This window comes from Veillonella sp. CHU594, from assembly GCF_003992265.1.
Lineage (GTDB): Bacteria > Bacillota > Negativicutes > Veillonellales > Veillonellaceae > F0422.
Map to the genome: position 1 here is coordinate 16,010 of NZ_RQVB01000005.1, position 19,500 is coordinate 35,509.

The 19,500-nt window shown below is 40.0% G+C and carries 22 protein-coding genes; 1 reads left to right on the forward strand and 21 read right to left on the reverse strand.

Annotated elements, in window-relative coordinates:
• Nucleotides 1–32 precede the first annotated feature (32 nt).
• The 12 genes from EO111_RS04115 to EO111_RS04170 form a co-directional block, all read right to left on the reverse strand.
• The gene (locus tag EO111_RS04115; protein WP_009354093.1) at nt 33–698 is read right to left on the reverse strand and encodes a precorrin-8X methylmutase; all 666 of its coding nucleotides are present in this window, start codon (nt 696–698) and stop codon (nt 33–35) included.
• Nucleotides 685–1,461, reverse strand: coding sequence for a precorrin-6A reductase (cobK, locus tag EO111_RS04120; protein ID WP_127010808.1), 777 nt, complete (start codon nt 1,459–1,461; stop codon nt 685–687). Before cobK ends, EO111_RS04115 begins: the two co-directional genes overlap by 14 nt.
• Nucleotides 1,458–2,147 carry a precorrin-3B C(17)-methyltransferase gene (gene cobJ, locus EO111_RS04125; RefSeq protein WP_240629359.1) on the reverse strand — a complete coding sequence of 230 codons (690 nt, stop codon included), beginning with the start codon at nt 2,145–2,147 and terminating at the stop codon, nt 1,458–1,460. Before cobJ ends, cobK begins: the two co-directional genes overlap by 4 nt.
• Nucleotides 2,144–3,244 (reverse strand): cobalt-precorrin 5A hydrolase, encoded by a 1,101-nt coding sequence (locus tag EO111_RS04130; RefSeq protein ID WP_240642251.1) that lies wholly within the window; start codon nt 3,242–3,244, stop codon nt 2,144–2,146. The genes cobJ and EO111_RS04130 overlap by 4 nt, the downstream gene beginning before the upstream one ends.
• Nucleotides 3,244–4,002: a precorrin-4 C(11)-methyltransferase gene (gene cobM, locus EO111_RS04135; RefSeq protein ID WP_127010810.1), complete on the reverse strand. Its 759-nt coding sequence runs from the start codon at nt 4,000–4,002 to the stop codon at nt 3,244–3,246. The genes EO111_RS04130 and cobM overlap by 1 nt, the downstream gene beginning before the upstream one ends.
• 1 nt (nt 4,003) lies before the next feature.
• Nucleotides 4,004–4,585 carry a precorrin-6Y C5,15-methyltransferase (decarboxylating) subunit CbiT gene (cbiT, locus tag EO111_RS04140; protein ID WP_127010811.1) on the reverse strand — a complete coding sequence of 194 codons (582 nt, stop codon included), beginning with the start codon at nt 4,583–4,585 and terminating at the stop codon, nt 4,004–4,006.
• Nucleotides 4,582–5,208, reverse strand: coding sequence for a precorrin-6y C5,15-methyltransferase (decarboxylating) subunit CbiE (gene cbiE / locus EO111_RS04145; protein WP_127010812.1), 627 nt, complete (start codon nt 5,206–5,208; stop codon nt 4,582–4,584). The genes cbiT and cbiE overlap by 4 nt, the downstream gene beginning before the upstream one ends.
• Nucleotides 5,184–6,302 carry a cobalt-precorrin-5B (C(1))-methyltransferase CbiD gene (gene cbiD / locus EO111_RS04150; RefSeq protein WP_127010813.1) on the reverse strand — a complete coding sequence of 373 codons (1,119 nt, stop codon included), beginning with the start codon at nt 6,300–6,302 and terminating at the stop codon, nt 5,184–5,186. The genes cbiE and cbiD overlap by 25 nt, the downstream gene beginning before the upstream one ends.
• 54 nt (nt 6,303–6,356) lie before the next feature.
• A complete protein-coding gene (locus EO111_RS04155; protein ID WP_062402554.1) occupies nt 6,357–6,851 on the reverse strand; it encodes a YajQ family cyclic di-GMP-binding protein in 495 nt (164 codons plus the stop codon).
• Nucleotides 6,852–7,030: 179 nt separating this feature from the next.
• Nucleotides 7,031–7,243, reverse strand: coding sequence for a DNA-directed RNA polymerase subunit omega (gene rpoZ / locus EO111_RS04160; RefSeq protein WP_009354099.1), 213 nt, complete (start codon nt 7,241–7,243; stop codon nt 7,031–7,033).
• A gap of 30 nt (nt 7,244–7,273) precedes the next feature.
• Nucleotides 7,274–7,906: a guanylate kinase gene (gmk, locus tag EO111_RS04165; RefSeq protein WP_009354106.1), complete on the reverse strand. Its 633-nt coding sequence runs from the start codon at nt 7,904–7,906 to the stop codon at nt 7,274–7,276.
• Between the two features lie 24 nt (nt 7,907–7,930).
• Nucleotides 7,931–8,812 (reverse strand): YicC/YloC family endoribonuclease, encoded by an 882-nt coding sequence (locus tag EO111_RS04170; protein WP_126940366.1) that lies wholly within the window; start codon nt 8,810–8,812, stop codon nt 7,931–7,933.
• A 480-nt stretch (nt 8,813–9,292) separates the two neighbouring features.
• Between EO111_RS04170 and EO111_RS04175 the strand changes: the two genes are divergently transcribed.
• Nucleotides 9,293–11,020, forward strand: coding sequence for an NFACT family protein (locus tag EO111_RS04175; protein ID WP_127010814.1), 1,728 nt, complete (start codon nt 9,293–9,295; stop codon nt 11,018–11,020).
• Between the two features lie 288 nt (nt 11,021–11,308).
• Here EO111_RS04175 and bioA read toward each other — a convergent pair whose 3' ends face one another.
• From bioA to prfA, 9 genes are all read right to left on the reverse strand, one after another.
• A complete protein-coding gene (bioA, locus tag EO111_RS04180; RefSeq protein ID WP_127010815.1) occupies nt 11,309–12,655 on the reverse strand; it encodes an adenosylmethionine--8-amino-7-oxononanoate transaminase in 1,347 nt (448 codons plus the stop codon).
• A 33-nt stretch (nt 12,656–12,688) separates the two neighbouring features.
• The gene (gene bioD, locus EO111_RS04185; protein ID WP_127010816.1) at nt 12,689–13,393 is read right to left on the reverse strand and encodes a dethiobiotin synthase; all 705 of its coding nucleotides are present in this window, start codon (nt 13,391–13,393) and stop codon (nt 12,689–12,691) included.
• A gap of 100 nt (nt 13,394–13,493) precedes the next feature.
• Nucleotides 13,494–14,069 (reverse strand): biotin transporter BioY, encoded by a 576-nt coding sequence (locus EO111_RS04190; RefSeq protein ID WP_127010817.1) that lies wholly within the window; start codon nt 14,067–14,069, stop codon nt 13,494–13,496.
• A gap of 265 nt (nt 14,070–14,334) precedes the next feature.
• Nucleotides 14,335–15,096, reverse strand: a complete 762-nt coding sequence (gene surE / locus EO111_RS04195) for a 5'/3'-nucleotidase SurE (protein WP_127010818.1) — start codon at nt 15,094–15,096, stop codon at nt 14,335–14,337.
• Between the two features lie 171 nt (nt 15,097–15,267).
• Nucleotides 15,268–15,705, reverse strand: a complete 438-nt coding sequence (rpiB, locus tag EO111_RS04200) for a ribose 5-phosphate isomerase B (RefSeq protein ID WP_127010819.1) — start codon at nt 15,703–15,705, stop codon at nt 15,268–15,270.
• A gap of 38 nt (nt 15,706–15,743) precedes the next feature.
• Nucleotides 15,744–16,187, reverse strand: coding sequence for a low molecular weight protein arginine phosphatase (locus EO111_RS04205; RefSeq protein ID WP_127010820.1), 444 nt, complete (start codon nt 16,185–16,187; stop codon nt 15,744–15,746).
• A 154-nt stretch (nt 16,188–16,341) separates the two neighbouring features.
• Nucleotides 16,342–17,436, reverse strand: coding sequence for an L-threonylcarbamoyladenylate synthase (locus EO111_RS04210; RefSeq protein ID WP_127010821.1), 1,095 nt, complete (start codon nt 17,434–17,436; stop codon nt 16,342–16,344).
• Nucleotides 17,437–17,469: 33 nt separating this feature from the next.
• Nucleotides 17,470–18,420 carry a peptide chain release factor N(5)-glutamine methyltransferase gene (prmC, locus tag EO111_RS04215; protein ID WP_127010822.1) on the reverse strand — a complete coding sequence of 317 codons (951 nt, stop codon included), beginning with the start codon at nt 18,418–18,420 and terminating at the stop codon, nt 17,470–17,472.
• Nucleotides 18,413–19,495, reverse strand: a complete 1,083-nt coding sequence (prfA, locus tag EO111_RS04220; protein WP_062402531.1) for a peptide chain release factor 1 — start codon at nt 19,493–19,495, stop codon at nt 18,413–18,415. The genes prmC and prfA overlap by 8 nt, the downstream gene beginning before the upstream one ends.
• Nucleotides 19,496–19,500: the final 5 nt, after the last annotated feature.

The following is a 19,500-nucleotide window of genomic DNA, read 5'->3' on the forward strand; positions in this document are numbered from 1 at the left end:
CCATGCATTGCGTGTTTGACTCGTTCTATTCATTATTTCTTTTCTTTTCCTTCTACAAATAACATGTCGTTTCGTTTTACATCTGTGTAGAACAATGCGTTAACAACGGATGCAGCAATGGAGCTACCACCTTTGTTACCTTGAATTGTAATGTAAGGAACTGGAGATACTTCTGCTAAATAATCTTTAGATTCTGCAGCACCTACGAATCCTACTGGAATCCCGATGATTAAAGCAGGACGAATCCCTTCTTCTAAAGCAAGGCGCAATACTTCGTATAAAGCAGTTGGTGCATTACCGATCGCCACAATTTGGCCTTCTAATTCTTTACCGAATGTACGCATCGCAGCAATAGAGCGTGTTACGCCTAATTCTTTTGCCATTTCAGCCACTTTTTCGTCACGAATTAAGCAATGTGCTTCACTGTTATGAAGTTTCAACGCTGGTTTAGAAATACCTGTGCGCACCATTTCCACGTCAGTGTAAACATGAGCGCCATTGTTAACAGCTGCAATTCCCGCCGCTACAGCACCTTCACTAGTACGGAATAATTTTGCATATTCTACGTCACCAGACGCATGAATGGTACGAGATACCACACGAATTTCGTCCTCAGTAAATCCCATATCTTTAACATATGGATAGATAATTTCCATACTTTTATCTTCAATTGCTTTAGGGTTTTTAATGTAATCCATCGTAATCCTCCCATAGGGTTTTAAATTCTTCTACTGTTGAAATCGTCACTGCTCCTTTCGCCGGTGTTGGGCGATCGATAACAATGACATGAACATCTAAATCGATAGCAGCTTGTAACTTAGTGTCTGAACCTCCTACAAGGCCAGAGTTTTTCATGACTACTACCTCTGCTTTTGTATCTTGGAACATGACCTTATTCATGTCATAAGAAAATGGTCCTTGCATAGCGATTGTATATTTAGGAGATACTCCCAAATCTTCCATCATTTGTAGCACTTCCGCCGTCGGTAACACACGGGTCCATACTTCTTTATCTTGTAGAGCTTCAGACTTGGCAAAGACATGCATAGTCTTGCTACCTGTTGTGAGATATACCACTTTACCTAGCTCACCCGCTAAAGTAGCTGCCTCTTCTTCATTACTCACATGATGTAATTTATCATACTCTGGCAATGGCACTTCTTTCCGTTCAAATCGAATGAAAGGAATTTCCATATCTGCGGCAGCTTCGCGAGCTGTGGCAGTCACAATCGCCGCATAGGGATGGCTCGCATCAATGAGCATCGTAATGCCTTTATTTTGAATGAGAGCTTTCATTTCCTCTAGATTCAAACGTCCTTCATGCACTTCAATCTCCGGATGGGATGCTAATTGTGCCCCATATTGGCTCACTACGGACACCAACACAGGTAATCCTGTATGCTCTTGTACTGCTACCGCCAAATTACGGCCATCTAACGTACCCGCTATAACCCAAATCACAGTTTATATCCTCGTGGCGTAATAATTTTACCATTTTCCACATACGTTTGGCTGTTACCAATGATAACTAATGTTTGCATATCGATTTCTTCTTTGTGGAAATGCTCTAAATCAGAAATAATGATATGTTGACCTACACGACCTGCTTTTTGGACAATGCCTACAGGTGTTTTAGGATCGCGGTGTTGCAATACTAGTTCACGTACTTCATCTAAGTGGGTTACACGTTTTTTACTGCGTGGGTTATATAAAGCAATAACCATATCACCTTCTGCGCATAAAGCGGCACGTTTTTTGATTAAGTCCCATGGTGTCATCAAATCGCTTAAGCTGATAACAGCGAAGTCATGCATCAATGGAGCACCCAACACAGCTGCCGCCATGTTCACAGCGCTTAAGCCTGGAACGATATGTACAGGAGGACGTTTTTCTTCTGCCACTTTATTAGCCAATTCGATGACAAGACCAGCCATGCCGTATACACCTGGGTCACCGCTGGATACAACCACCACTTTATAACCTTCTACAGCTAAATCCACTGCTTGTTGGCAACGATCTACTTCTTGCATCATGCCTGTTCCTACAGTAACTTTGTCTGCTACAAGGTCTTTAATCAAGTCTAGATAGGTAATGTAACCTACTACACGGTCAGCTTGCAAAATTGCTTCACGAGCTTCTGGTGTCATGAATTCTGGGTTACCTGGTCCGATTCCGATAACTTGTAATGTACCCGTGCAATGGCTACGGTTGTTCTCGGAAATATTGTTTTGTGCTGCAGTAGCTCCTGCCCCTGCGCTAGTAATAGTGCTGTCGTTTCGCATACGTTTCCTACTCCTATGGTTTGTTTAACAAAATTTGATTCAATAATTTGTGCCTCTTCAATACAAGGGGCCATTTCTTCTTGTGTATAAAATTGGATAGGCCATTTCAATATTTCCATAGCCTCCAATAATCCTACTTCATCAGCTTTTACGATGACTGAGGCCGCTCCTTTGACGCTCAATGGGGACCGTCCTACATTTTGTAATGATTCTGCTACGGCTGAAAGTATCAATTCTTTCGGTGTATCACGGCGGCATCCGATGCCCACCGTCATAGTCGGTGGTCGTAGCACTAGTGTGACACCTACGCAGTCAATAGTTCTATCCGTAATGACAACCTTTGGCTCATCCCCCCATGGGAATGCTTCCTCTGGATGAAAGAGAACATAGTCCACTTGATGTGCTTGTACAGCCCTTTCAAAGTCATCTGCCAAAGTACTATCTAAATAATATTTGACAGTTTCTCCATTGACGATGGCTGCATTCACCTTAATAAGCATAGAAAAGTCTTCTACCTTCGCGCCGATTTTTCTGGCTAATACATCTGGTGCAGGCAACTGATTCACGTCTGTAGCTGTCGTAATCACCGGAGTAGCCCCCGTAATCATAGCCACTTCGCTAGTCCATTCATTAGCGCCACCTAAATGACCAGATAATAGGCTTATCACAAAGTGACCACCTTCATCCATTACCAAGATAGCTGGATCTTCCGATTTATGCTTGATGAAAGGTGCAATCATACGCACTACAATGCCTGTGGCCATAATGAATAAGATACGGTCATAGTCTTTCCACAACTGTTCTATATGCACTTTCAAAGAAGAAAAGGATATGGCTGTGTCTCCACTTTCACGTTCTACTTTTTCATAACAGTCCACCACATGTTCCTGTATATAGGCACTGCGTACTTGTTGGCCTAGCTTAGCCCCACGTTTTGTAACAGATACGATAGCTATCTTCATTACTTAGCATCTCTATACATATGAGCAAAGCCTTTGTCATAAAGCTTAGATAGTTCATAATCTGTATCTAACACACGGCTTACCACAATCATAGCTTGGCGGATAACGCCTTCTTCTGCTACCACATCAGCAATGGTTTCTAAGGTACCACGAATGATGCGTTGGTCTGGCCAAGATGCTTTCACAACGATAGCCACCGGTGTTGTTTTATCGTACCCACCTTCAATTAATTCTGCTGCTACTTTGTCAATCATTTGGACAGACAAGAAAATACACATAGTAGCGCCATGGCTAGCCAACATAGATAATTTTTCTTTTTCAGGCATAGGTGTTCTGCCTTCCATGCGAGTGATGATGACAGTTTGCGTTACATTTGGCAATGTGTACTCTTGTTGCAAGGCTGCTGCCGTAGCTAAGAAAGAGCTTACTCCTGGCGTTACATCATAAGTAATGCCCATTTCTTTCAAGGCATCCATTTGTTCTTGAATGGCTCCATAAATCGCAGGGTCACCTGTATGCAAGCGCACTACCGTTTTACCTTCTGCCACACTAGCTTTTGTAACTGCTAATACATCATCTAAGCTCATAGATGCAGAATTATGTATTTCACAACCTTCTTTACAAGCTTCTAAAATTGCTGGATTCACCAAGGAACCAGCGTAGATGACTACGTCTGCTTCTTGTACTAATCGATATCCCTTACGGGTAATTAACTCTGGATCGCCAGGACCTGCGCCTACGATATGTACTTGTGCCATATTATGCCTCCTGTTTCACTGCAGTTACGATAAAAATAGGGCTCAATGGATTTAACAAATGGTACGGACCAGCCTTTCTGAAACGGCTCACTTGCATTTGAAACCCTTCATAAGTATACGGTCTACCTTTTAGTTCTTTTAAAATGGTATATCCTGTTTCCATAGTCACAGCGGTTACTACAAGACGACCGCCCACTTTTAACAACCGTGTGGCTTCGTCCATAATCGTCCCCATACCACCAGCGCTACCACCGATGATAACAGCGTCTAATTCTGGTAAATCTTCCATACCTTCTGGCGCTTTAGCTTCAATAATTGTTAAGTTTTTTACACCAAATTTTTCTTGATTTTGGCGAATTAAATCTGTCGCTTTTTCAAAGCGTTCGATAGCATATACATGTCCTTTCGGAGCAGCTAAAGCAGCTTCAATCGAAATGGAGCCAGTACCAGCTCCCACATCAAGAACCACGCTATCTTCTTCTACACGAGTTGCATTCATGACTACCATACGAATTTCTTTTTTCGTCATTGGCACATCGCCACGAATAAATTCCTCGTCTTCAATTCCAAAAAAATGTCTCATCCTAATACCACCATCACGGAGTGCCCAAAGCCCTCCAATTTTTGTAATTCTTCTAATGTACCGCGTTCAATACGCTCATCTTCATAACTCAATCGTTCACAGGCTGCCGCTTTTGTATCCTTCGGCCAACCATGCTCCTCGATTAAATATCTTGCAATATAGGCAGGATTTTGTTCAGGATCCGTTAAGAAACCTAACTTACGTCCTTCTGCATAATACAAATCTGTTTCCTCTGGTCGACGACCGTGAAAGCTCATTAAATCTGCATTGTGCCATACTTCTCCAAGTCTAGCAAAGGCAAATGTCATAGAGCTAATTCCTGGTGTTACATCGATAGGATGGTTAGGAAACTTAGTTTTTAAATACGGCAATAAGGAATAATATCCTGTATCACCGCTGACTAAGACTACAATGTCATTGTATTGTAGTTGTTCTCCCATCCACTCTGCCATAGGCGCTAATTTCGCAATAGGAAAGGTTTCCTGACCTGGCTGAGCAAAATCTTCTAATGCTCGCTCACTTCCTACCAGAACTTTAGCCTGCTTGATTAGATGTAATCCTCTAGGTACTACATACTCTGGATTCCCAGGGCCAATACCTACGACATACAAGGTATGTGCCATGATTCTTCTTCTCCTATTTCCTTCGCTACCTCATCGACGGCCAATATAGTGCCATCTAGGGTAGATATGATAATACCAACCTTTGCATCTTGCGCAATATAGCGCATAGAACGCAAGGACGCTCTATCCGCTACACGCTGATAAATGCCCTCTAAGTGTTCCCGTTCAATAATTGGCATGGCAGCCTCTGTTGTGCGACAGTCCATCAATTCTTCACAAACTTCTCGAGATGCCCCTTCTAAGGCTGCATAAGCTACAATCGTTTCCATACGTCCATCACTCATGCGATTATGGGTATGAAAGCTGCCGCTAGCCAATTTGATAATTTTACCAATGTGACCAATGATGAGGATATTTTTAAATCCAATTTTGACACATTGTTCTAGCATGAAGCCGATAAAATTGCTTGTTTCTGCCATTTGATTGATAGAAATCCCTAGTTGTTCTTTTGCGATTTCTTGACCAATACGCCCCGGCACCAGGATGGCCGTTGTATAGCCTGCTTCTTTCATGACACGCAATTGCGGCACTAGGGAGTTTTTGAACCCTTCTTCACTCATTGGTTTTACAATACCTGTTGTACCAATGATGGAAATACCACCTTCAATACCAAGAGTGCCATTCAAGGTCTTTCTAGCTAAGGTCTCCCCAGCTGGTACGGATACTTTCACATGAATGCCCATGCCCTTTGGTACGAGCTCTTCGAACACATAGGAAATCATCGTTCTAGGCCCGGGATTGATAGCAGGTTCTCCTACAGGTAAGGCTAGACCCGGCTTGGTCACTATACCCACTCCAAATCCAGCTTCATACGTAATGGTTCCTGATTGATTTAATGTTACCGTGGTCACAATATCTGTACCATGAGTCACATCTGGATCATCACCACCATCTTTTACAACTGTCACCATTGCTTCTGCAGGAGAGAGAATCTCAACCTCAGAAATAGGCACATCAATGAATGCATCTTGAGGATTTCGTATAGAAACTTGATCTACAATTTCTTCTTCAATGAGAGCAAGGAGTCCAGCTTTTACCCCTGCTGTTGCACAGGAACCAGTGGTGTATCCACCACGCATATCTTCTACGTTCATAGTCCCTCACATGATAAAATAGGAGCATCTATTGGGTGATGCTCCTCTATTTGATTAAGAACGGAAATTCACAAATTGTAATTCCACAGGCAAGTCTTGCTCACGAAGCATCGTAATCACTGCTTGTAATTGATCTTTATCTTTACCTGCTACACGTACTTGGTCTTCCATAATTTGAGCCGTCACTTTTAATTTCATATTTTTAATTAATTTGACAACATCTTTAGCCACCTCTTTAGAGATACCATTCTTAATGGTCACAACTTGACGTACAGTACCGCCGGATGCTGGTTCAATTTTACCATATTCTAAGTTTTTAATAGCAACATTACGTTTTACCATTTTACCTTTTAGCACATCGATGATAGCACCTAATTTGTATTCATCATCACAATGAATTTTAATGGTATCACCATCATGTTCTATATCTGCTTTACTATTACGGAAATCATAGCGTGTGCCGATTTCTTTTTTCGCTTGATTTACTGCATTATCTACTTCTTGCATATCCACTTCGGATACAACGTCAAATGAACAATCTTTAGCCATATAAACCTCCAATAATTATTTACATGAACAGTTTAATTATACCCTACTTCCCTTATATTTTCTACCTTTAGAGTGCGTTTTGTTATAGTTTTTAGGAATGTGGTATACGTTAAAAAAATACCTAATGAATAGAGTTTTAATTCCTCTATTAATTAGGTATCTAGTATCGTTATATCAAATTATTTTACGCCATCTTTTGTGCGTTCAAACCCTACTTGTTCTGCAGCGATTTCATATAAAGCAATAGATACAGGATTTTCTGTTCCTACTTCACCTACAAGGGATGGATCTCCATCTGTCAATTCACGAGCACGCTTAGCTGCTAATGTTACCAACGTGTATTTACTATCCACTTGTTTTTCCAAATCTTTTAAATGCGGTTCTACCATCATAATGAAAGTCTCCTTTGTCTACTTACTATATTATTGCTGTCCTTGCTCATTGCTATAACGTTTATAAATATATTGAATCTTTTCTTTGTTGCGGCTAATCTTGCATGTTTCAGCCCGTAAGATGGAAGCTGTTCGTTCAATGGCATCTTCCAAATCGTCATTCACCACAATGTAGTCATAACGATGTGCTAATGCTAATTCAGAACAAGCTAAAGATAAACGTTTATGAATCACTTCTTTATCATCCGTACCACGACCATGCAGACGAGATGTTAACACATCTAAGGATGGCGGCACAACATAAATAAAGACAGCATCGCTGTAAGATTCTTTTACCTTCATAGCACCTTGAATATCAATCTCCAAAATCACGCTCTTGCCTTCTTCTAATAAGTTCATAACGTGCTCTTTCGGTGTACCATAGTAATTATCATACACTTTTGCATATTCTAAGAATGCATCTTCTTTGATTAGTTTTTCAAATGTATCTACATCTCGGAAGAAATAGCTAATGCCTTCTTCTTCTCCCACCCGCGGTTGACGTGTGGTCATCGATACAGAATAGACCAGGTTTGGCATTTGTTTGCGGAGTTCTGCACAAATCGTGCCTTTTCCTGCCCCAGATGGTCCTGAAATGACGATTAATATTCCTTTATCAGACATGATAACTCCAGTACTACTTACACATTATTCTATATTCTGAATTTGCTCTCTTACCTTTTCTAACTCTACTTTCAATTGTACAACTGTATCTACAATTGTAATTTCATTCCCCTTAGATCCCATGGTATTAACCTCACGGTTCATTTCTTGTAACAAGAAATCTAACTTGCGTCCAATAGGCCCTTCTTCCTCAAGGATTTCTTTTAATTGTACCACATGTGAGGCAAATCGGGCAATCTCTTCTGAAATATCTACCTTATCTGAAAGTATAGCCACTTCTTGCATAAACCGTTCTTCTTGAAAATCTACGCCCACTTTATCTAGCATAGTTTGGATTCTTTGCAATAATCGCTCTTCATGGTGCGCTAAGGCTACGTCTCTTCGACTTTCCATGTAAGCAAATAATGTTTCAATTCCTTGAAGTCGTTTTGTAATATCCTCTTTCATCGCAATGCCTTCTTTAGCACGCATATCAAGAACACCGTCTATGGCCAATTTTGTAGCCTCTTCTAAGGCACGTCCTATGGCATCTTCGTCAGTAGGTGGTTCCTCTACAGTAATCCAATCTGAAGAAATGGACATAATTGCCGATAAAGGGACCTCTTTCACATCTGTATAGAATCCTTCATCTACTAAAAACTGTTTAATCTGTCCACATAAAGCACGATTCATCCGCAAGTCTTTTTCTTGCTCACCAGATTCTTTATAGAGAATAGCCACCTCTACCTTACCACGTTGAAAGGCAGATTGGATTAACCGTCGTACTTTATCCTCAAAGATATTAAATTGTTTAGGGCTTTTAATAGTAATGTCACAATATCTTGTGTTTACCGTTTTAATCTCTACTTGGAAACTTCCTGTTTCTGTAGTCACTATGCCGCGACCAAAGCCTGTCATACTGTTCATGGATTTACCTCGCGTTTCCGTTCTATTTCTTACCTTTCAGTATAGCACGGTAGGAGTAAAAATAAAACGTTTTATTTGCTCTAATCTATATCTACCATAATGTTAATATAGTTAGAAATTTTATTTTACTGCTAATTCAGATATGCATTATTCTTCTCTTATATATCGCTCTCAGTGAAACATCAAGTTTAACGATGTCTCTATTCATCTATATTTTGGGTGTCATACCTTTAATTCAAAACCTACCTATATCTCCTAGTACTAGATTAGTGTATACTAGTATAGTGATAGTTTTTAAATTTTTCTCTTACTAATAGATAGTATAAGAATATGGTATCCTTAGTAAGGTACCATGTAATGCCAATCATTTTTGTAATCTTATAAATAAATAGCTATGTCTTTTGTATAATATCGAAGTATGATTTCACTGATACGTTACACTTTCAGATATAACAATACACCTATAATGAAAGGATTCCCATGAATTTAGATGGTTTAACCTTGTCTGTATTAATACGAGAACTGAACGACCAAGTTGGTAATGGTCAAATTCAACGTATTCAGCAGATTGATAAAACAAGTATACTTTTAAAAATCAATACACCTACCACAAGTCCATACTTAGTGATTACTGTAGGCAGTGCTCCATCCATCTATATAACAGACAAGATTGTAGATGCTCCCAAGGAGCCCACATCTCTTATAATGTATTTACGGAAATACATTGAAGGAGCTCGTATCACAAATATTGAGCAACTACACGGAGACCGTATCATCCGCATCACCGCCGACAAATTAGGCTTAGATGGTTCCATCCTTGTAAATGAAATCTATGTAGAACTAATGGGCAAATATTCCAACTGTATATTTGTGCAAGATGGCACCATTTTAGAATCCCTTGTTCATGTCACACCACTTATGAATCGTGTTCGGTCAGTAGCTCCTAAATTACCTTACGAGCTACCTCCTAATACATCTCGTGTGGATCTTATGCAGTTCTCCGGTCCGGAGATAACACAATTACTCCAATCTTTTTCACAAGACACAGTGGGCAATACCATTCGTCATATCTTCAATGGCTTTGGTCCTGTCCTATTAGATGATCTATGTTATCGTATGGGGCTAACTCCTACGACACCGATGACAGCGGAGCTCATCAATAGCATCACCGAAGGACTTACTAATTTGCAATCCCAACTTCTTAGGGCACAAGGATTATTGCAATACACCACGGCTACTGGTAAACGTTTGTTAACGCCTATTCCACTCTGTGAAAGTTCTCCCCACACCATTGTTGATACTACCCAGTATGCAACAATTTCTGAGGCCCTTTCACAGGATGTGGCAAAGCTAGGAGCTATTCATACAGCAGGAAAAGAGTTAGAAAAAATTATCTCCGCCGCTATCAAAAAAGAGGAAGGTCGTCACGAAAAAATAAAAGCTGAACTAGACGACACATCCAAAGCGGATATGTATAAATCCTATGGGGATTTGCTCATGATTTATAGCTACTTGCCCCACCACTATGAATCGGAAGTGACAGTACAAAATGTATTATCTGACTCGGCTGAAGATATTACAATCCCATTGGATCCCCCATTATCCATTACAGAAAATGCGCAGGCCTATTATAAACTATATCGTAAGATGAAAAATCGTACAAAAAATGGTCAATACCAACTAGAGCAAAGCACCATGCGCCTTTCTTATTTGGAATCCATTCAATACAGTTTATCTTTGGCCACGACCAAACAGTCTGTTCAAGAAATTCGCAGTGAATGTGAAAGTGCAGGCATCTTGCGTCAATCTAAAAAGCCGATTCCTTTCAAGATTAAAAAAGACAATTTCTTGCATTTTACCATTCCTAATGGTGACGTATATGTAGGGCAAAACAACCAGCAAAATGAGTACCTTACCAACCGTTGGGCTAAACCTAATGACCTATGGTTACATACACAGCATATTCAAGGATCTCATGTTATCTTACGTTCAAATATAGAACCAGATATTAAAATGATTGAAGCCGCTGCGCAAATCGCTGCGTACTTTAGCAAAGGAAAAGATACATCTAAAGTAACCGTGGACTACACCTTAGTGAAGCACATTAAAAAGCCACCTGGATCTCCTTTGGGATATGTCATATTTAATACCCACAACGACATTGTGGTAGAACCGAAAGTACCTAAGGGGTATACAGAAAATCACTAGTTTATCTTATGTACAAGTTAGAATATTCCTTTGTAATCTAATGGTAACCAATGATTTTAACAACATAATCAAAATATAGAAAAGGCTGTAAGCATTCATATCGTTTGCTTACAGCCTTTTTATTATTCTAATTCATATCGTATGAACTTCACAATCACTCTCGTACATCAGACTATATTCAGGTTCTTTTCCATCTATATAATCTAAAAAATATTTTAGGGAATTAGATATTACCCAAATTGTAGCACAAAGATGATAGTTTAACGAGTTATATTTAATGATTTACACTTATCCCAATACATCCGCCATGGCTTGTACTGTTCGTTCGATAGCAATATCGATGGTTTCTTTATCTATCGTTAAAGGTGGATTGAAGTAAATAACATTGCCCAATGGTCTGAGTAGTAATCCTCTATCCAACGCTTTTTTGTAGATTTGATAGCCAATGCGCAAGGAGCCATCAAACCCTTCTTTTGTTTCTTTATTAGTAACAAGTTCGATAGCGTTAATTAATCCCATGCGACGGATTTCTCCTACATTCGGGTGATTACCCAAGGATTTCACTAAGGCGCCATGTAAATAATTACCCATTTCCTCAGCTTGTTCTAAAATATGTTCATCTCGCAATGTGTCGAGTACTGCTAATGCAGCAGCACAACCCAATGGGTTACCACTATAGGTATGACTATGCATGAATGCTTTCATTGTGTGGTAATCATCGTAGAACGCCTGATAAATTTTTTCAGTCACTACTGTAATGGACATCGGCATATAGCCACCAGTCAATGCTTTGGAGATGGTCATAATATCTGGAGATACTCCTGCATGGTCAAAGGCGAATAATTTACCTGTACGTCCAAATCCTGTAGCAATTTCATCAGCAATCAATAACACTCCATAACGGTCGCAGAGCTCACGTAGTTTGCGTAGGTATTCTGGAGGATACATTTTCATCCCTGCACAGCCTTGAATCAAAGGTTCTACAATCACCGCTGCCAATGTGGAACCATGTTCTGCAAAATCTTTTTCCATATGCTCAAAACATTCACAGGTACAGGTTTCACGAGTTTTACCATAAGTACAACGATAACAGTCTGGTCCTTGTGTGTGAACAGTTTGATCCATCAACATTGGCTTATAAATTTCAGCAAACAAATCCATACTACCTACCGATAAAGCACCAATGGTTTCACCATGGTAGCTCTCACTGAGGCATAAAAATTTTTGACGCTCTGGGTAACCTGTTTGATAGTGGTATTGGAACGCCATTTTTAAAGCACATTCTACAGCGCCAGACCCATTATCACTGAAATGAAAGCGTGTTAATCCTTCTGGCACCACTTCTTTCAATCGTTCTGCTAATGTGATGGCAGGGCGATGACTAAAGTTAGCAAAGATAACATGCTCCAATGTATCTAGTTGGTGTTTAATAGCTTCATTTACATTTGGATGACAATGGCCCAATAAATTACACCACCAAGAACTGATGATATCTATGTATTCTTTTCCATCTACATCATATAAATAGCAACCTTTTGCATGGTCGATCACAATGGGTGGCAATGTTTCATAATCTTTCATTTGAGAACATGGATGCCAAATTAACTCTAAATCCTTTTTTGCCCAATCTTTCATGTGTATACCTATACCTCTCTTATAATTATCTAATTATGCATGGGGATTCACAACATCCTCGTAACAATTTAACATAGTGTCCACATCCATATGCAAGGATGTTTCACCTGGTCTTATTCGATCTAAGACAGGAATTCCCGTCAATCGTTCCATCATCACACAATTATCTTCTTCCATTGGGTTTCCTGTGTATTGATTCACAATGATACCTTTTACAGTAATACCTTTGGATTGCAAATAATGGATTGTCAACACTGTGCTGTTAATCGTACCAAGTGCTGCTGTAGCTACCACAATGGTTGGCAGGCCTAAATCTTTTACTACATCTTCTAGCATATATAGCTCTGTATCTGTTACATATAGAGGACAAATAATTCCCCCACTACCTTCTACAGTTGTATAAGCATGTGACCTAGCGACGTTACAGAAATTTTGGTTCACTACGGTTCTATCGATAATTTTTCCTTCATGACGAGCCGCTAAATGGGGAGAGACAGCCTCATCAAATACATAAGATAGTAAACTTTCATCCTCCTGTGAAAGTCCTGCCACTTGTTTTACATACCCCGCATCGCTTTCAGAAATGCTAGGAGCGCCGCTGACAGCTGCTTTGTAATAGGCTACATCATGGCCTGCTTCACGAAGTTTTTTGAGCCATAAAGCAGTGATATATGTTTTACCTACATCTGTTCCTGTACCTAATATATATAAACCTTTTGGGCATTCAGTTGTTGTCATCATTTTGTCCTTTCCTACGTTGTTCATCACCTGCGGTGACTTTCACAAATATCAATACAAGGTGCATACCAACGTGTATATGCACCTTATGTCACATCTGTTATGTATACTCTCGTTTTAAAATCGGAAGTAATCGTTTTGCAATCACTGCCGCCAATATACAGAGGAAAATATCTGGTATCACTGGTAATGCAAAACAGTAGATAAATAATACATCTAGTCCGATTGGTTTTGCTAAGTATAGATCCATAATTTCATATAAGTAGACCATGCCTAAAGCATATACTATAGCTAAATTCACAAAAGAAGCAGTTAACAATGTTTTGAAAGTCACAACTGTTGCTTTTTCTATCATACGACCTGCCACAAAGGCACCAATAGCAAAGCCTACTAGATAGCCAAAGGTAGGTTTGAAGATGTACATAAATCCGCCACCTTCAGTGAACACTGGTACACCTACGAGACCAAGAATAATATACATCGCTACGCTCATACCACCTAATCGACTTCCCAAGATTAAACCAGCTAATGTGGTAAAGAGCAATTGCAAGGTAAATGGCAAATTAGGAATAGGAATCTTAATAAATGCCCCTACCGCTACCAACGCCACAAATAATGCGGTCATCGTGATTTGCCTTGCACTCATCATACCTGTTACATTTGATTCTTCTTTCATGATAGGACCCTCCCTTGAGCCACAACATAAGATGATAAAAAATGTCTTTCAAGTAGTATTAAAACACTATTACTTTTTATTGTCAACTCCAACGTATTTTCTAGGAGTTTACAATAAAAAGAAACGACCTATCGTATCATATATCATGATAGATAGATCGTTTGAATATTATTAGATACATCAAAGATTTATAACTGTACTATAATAAATATATCCAAAAGTTAATACTGCCTCCACGGGGTTGTAAAGCTTTAATGACTGCACGCTATTTATTTGCAATTAACTGCTCCACCACAGAAATTTGCTCTGTATCTTCTTGTTTCCATGTCAAAGGAACGACAGAAATATATCCTTCTTTGATATGTCCTACATCGGTTGGTTTATCTTCCTTTTGGAATCCTTGGTCCCCTACAATCCAATAGTACTCTCTGCCCTTACTATCTTGTCGTACATCAATGACATTCGTATACTCTTGAAAGCCTTGATGGAATACTTTCACTTGCTCCCAGTCAACAGGGCCTTCTTTTAGGAAATTGACATTTAACAACCCTTCATATTTTCCTTTTTCGTATATAACTCTGATAAAGTCAGTAATAAAAGGCAATATTTCCTCCATACGTTTGACGGTATATTTCTCAAGAGATAAAGCCAAAGATGGAATGCCGTACATCAATCCTTCTAATGCGGCACCCACAGTGCCTGAATACACCGCATCAGATCCTAAGTTAAATCCATGATTAATTCCAGATACCACTAAGTCAGGACGATCTTGTTCCAATAAATAGGACAATGAGAATTTCACACAGTCCACTGGTGTGCCTTCTACAAAGAGCATTCTCGGATTGTCACCATCTTCGCTCATCTCTTTTGCTCGAATCGGTACCTGTACCGTTAACGCACTAGATTTAGCACTTTGCTCCACCTTAGGCGCCACCATTGTCACTCGATGGTGCTTTGCTAACTCCTGTGCTAATCCTTGTATACCTGGGGCCCATAAGCCGTCGTCATTTGTTAATAAAATATGCATAGTTTCTCCTATCTAATAGTAATAGTACATATACTATTGTATAGTAAATTGACTAATATTTCTATATTTGTAAGATTCCGAATATATTTATTTTAAAATTATATCGAACATACAAACGGCTAGCCTATTTTTAGGACTAGCCGTTACTTTGTTCGATATTATTCTATTCTATTATTCTTCAATAGCGGAGATTTTATCCACACGTTTTGCATGACGACCGCCTTCAAATTCAGTATGCAACCAAATGTCCACGATTTCTAATGCCAAACCTTGACCAATAACACGTTCACCCATAGTGAGTACATTAGCATTGTTATGCTCACGACTAGCATGAGCAGAGAATGTATCATGACATAATGCCGCACGAACCCCTTTTACTTTATTCGCTGCAATACCGATACCGATACCTGTACCACATGTCAAAATACCACGATCAAATTCACCAGCTGCTACTGCTTCTGCCAATGGTTTTGCCACATCTGGATAATCCATGGAATCTGTGGAGTACGTACCAAAATCTTTGTACTCAATGCATTGTTTCTCTAGTAAGCCTTTAATCGCTTCTTTTAAATGAAATCCACCATGATCACAACCAACTGCTACTTTCATTTTGTCCTCCTTTATTTAAAACGTCATTCACTATTTAATTACTTATGTAATTCAATCCCTTTTCGTATATACTCTACAATCTGTTCCGCTGTTTTAGTATATATGTCTTGAGATTGTCCAAATGGGTCTTCCACATCCCCAACTTCGCCGCCAAATTCAGCAAGGGTCATAATTTTTTTACTATCGAAAGGAAATTGGCGAAGTAATATTTTTTTATGATCTTCTGTCATGGCCAATACATAATCTGCGGCTTTCACAAAATCTACTTTTAATGGGCGAGAGCTGTGTTCGCTAATATCTTCGCCTACTAATTCACGAACCGCCTCCACAGCTTCGTCGCTCACCTTAGCTCCAGGAACACAAAATAGCCCTGTGGATAAGGTCACTACCTCTACTCCAAGTTCACGCCCTACAGCACGGGCAATTCCTTCTCCCATGGGACTACGACAGGTATTCCCTGTGCAAACAAATAATAAATTCATAAGTACCTCTACTATACTTTAAAGCTGATTACACTATTTAATGTAGTCTAGCCAACACTTTTACAAAACAATTAATAGAAACCATATCTGATATATATCAATACACCAATATTCACAACTAATACACTCATCCCATCAAGCGTTTCAAACATCCTTAGATATATTGTACATGACCACCACTAGCCTTCTCTAAGCGATTCATAACGGCCACACCAAGTCCTACCGGAGCACAGCCTTCCACAAGTAATGTATCCACACCCATGTCGTTGAACTGTAATAAACTATCATATAAACGGTTGGACAATGCCATAGGCTCTGCTTGTTCACCATATACAATGATATCTACTGACAGTGCAAAGTTGGAAAGAATTACATTTAAATTTTCCAAGGTTTCCTCTGACAGTAATAACCCAACTCTCGGCTTTCTTGTGCAATCTTCATGTAAAATAGGTTCCTGCTGAACTATCTTATCTATGATGTCTTTCATATGTTCCGCTACTGTTAATGACTGTCCCACGAGTACTTGCACAGGCATATCTGGTGCATAATGGCGATATTTCATACCTGGCGCTTTGGGCGCCTCTGTAGGATCATGCAATGCCGTATCATATACCACATGGTCAGTTACCATTTCTAGCATCTCTTTTGTGACACCACCGGGACGCAAGATAATGACAGTATCACCTTCTACCTGTACGACTGTAGATTCTACACCTATTTCACAGGGACCTGCATCCACTATCGCATGAATACGTCCTTTCATATCGTGTAAGACTGCTTCTGCCGTAGTCGGACTTGGTCGACCTGAGAGATTGGCACTAGGCGCTGCAATAGGCACACCTGCAATACGTATCATCTCACGACACACCTCATGGTCTGGGCATCGTAATGCCACCCGTGAAAGTCCACCGGTCGCACGCTCTGGCACTAGCGCAGACTTTTCAAAAGTGATCGTCAAGGGACCTGGCCAAAAGGTATCCATTAATTTTTGTTCTAAAGGAGAGATATGTTTCACTAAACGGTGTACCATAGACTGGTCACATATATGTAAAATTAAAGGATTATCAGAAGGTCGCCCTTTTGCAGCATAAATGCGATCCATCGCATCTGCTGCCAGTCCATTAGCTCCTAATCCGTAGACCGTCTCCGTAGGTATAGCTACTAAATCGCCTACACGAAGCAAAGTGCCCGCTAACTCCACATCATTTGCAGTTAATAACTGTGTCTCAATATGATCTAATGCTTCCATATCGTACCTCCTTTCCTATGTACTATTATATCACTATTTGCGTTGTATCTTCCAACGTACTTCACGAATGATACCAGCTATATCTCGTTGGTACACTGACTCTCCATATTGTCCTGTTTCCTTAGCTAGTTTAGATACTGCCTCTTCTTGACCCTGTCCAATTTCGATAGCAAGGTATCCACCGTCTTTTACAAAACGCCAGCCTTCACGAATAATAGGAACATAGAACTCTAATCCCGTATCTCCTCCATGAAGTGCAATATGAGGTTCGTGCAATACCTCTTGCGATAATACTTTCATCTCTGCTGTTGTGATATACGGCGGATTCGACACAAGTACATCAAATATACCTTCTAAGGATGTTAGTTCTTCACCAAATAGAGACTTACAAGCATCCAATACCGCACTAAATTCAGTACCTTTGCCTACTTTCACCTGTTCTAATAGTTGTTTTATATCACTTTCACAGAACCTTGAAACATCGGCTAATTCTAAGGATATGCGATTCTCCTCAGCCACTGCTAAGGCCTTATTGGAAATATCTATACCTATACCGGTGGCATTGGGCAAATAATGTAAGAGACTTAATAAAATAGTACCAGGACCTGTACATAAGTCTAAAACGCGTGGCGATGCATCTACATCATAGAGAGCTAGAATATCCTCAATTAATGTTTCCGTATCAGGACGGGGAATCAATACATGCTCGTTCACGTGAAAGTCTAACCCCATAAATTCTTTATGCCCTGTAATAGCGGCTACACTATATCCCTTCGCACGTTGTACCACTAAAGGTCGGTAAGCATCTAATTCAGATTTGTCCAAAGGTCGGTCAAAGTTGACATATAAATACATGCGGTCACAGCCCAAGCTATGAGAAAGCAGTACTTCCCCATCCAAGCGGCTTGATTCTATGCCTTTGGAGCGAAAATACTGCTCTGTCCATTGGAGCATGCGACTAATTGTCCATAACTCATTATCCATGTTGATTTGCCTCTTGCATTTTAGCGGCTTGTTCTGCTGTAATGAGGGCTTGAATTAATTCATCCATATCCCCATTTAATACAGCATTTAATTTGTATAAAGTTAAGTTAATACGATGGTCTGTCACACGACCTTGTGGATAGTTGTACGTACGAATACGCTCGGAGCGATCCCCTGTACCCACTTGGCTTTTACGGTCTGCTGCCATAGCGGATGTCGCCTCTTGCTCTGCCTTATCTTGTAATTTAGCACGCAATACGCGCATGGCTTTTTCACGGTTTTTCAACTGAGAACGCTCATCCTGACAAGCTACCACAATACCAGATGGTTTGTGTGTAATACGGACAGCTGACTCTGTTTTATTAATGTGCTGTCCACCTGCACCAGATGCACGGTACGTATCGATTTCTAAATCTTTTTCATTGATTTCGATATCGATATCTTCTGCTTCTGGTAATACCGCTACCGTTACAGTAGACGTATGGATACGTCCAGAAGATTCTGTATCTGGCACACGTTGCACACGGTGTACGCCACTTTCAAATTTTAACTTAGAATATACACTGTCGCCTTCGATGGAGAATACGACCTCTTTGAAGCCCCCTAATTCAGGCTCGTTCGCATCGATGATGGTACATCTCCAGCCTTGTGTTTCTGCGTACTTTGTAAACATGCGGAATAAATCCCCTGCGAACAAAGCTGCTTCATCACCACCGGCACCGCCACGAATTTCGACGATAATATTTTTATCATCGTTCGGATCTTTTGGTAATAGCAAAATATGTAATTCTGCTTCTAATTCATCTCGACGAACTTTTAATTCATTCAATTCTTCTTGTGCCATAGCACGGAAGTCTTCATCTAGGCTTTTATCACCTAGTACTTCTAACGCTTCTTCAATGCCGGCTAAGACTTGTTTATATTGACGGAATGTGTTCACTGTATCCGTTAATGACGCATGTTGGCGAGTCAGTTTACGCCATTCTTCTTGGCGAGCAATCACATCTGGGTCAGAAATGCGCTGTTCCAAGTCTAAAAATTTATCTTCAATCACTTGCAGTTTATCTACTAACACGGTGA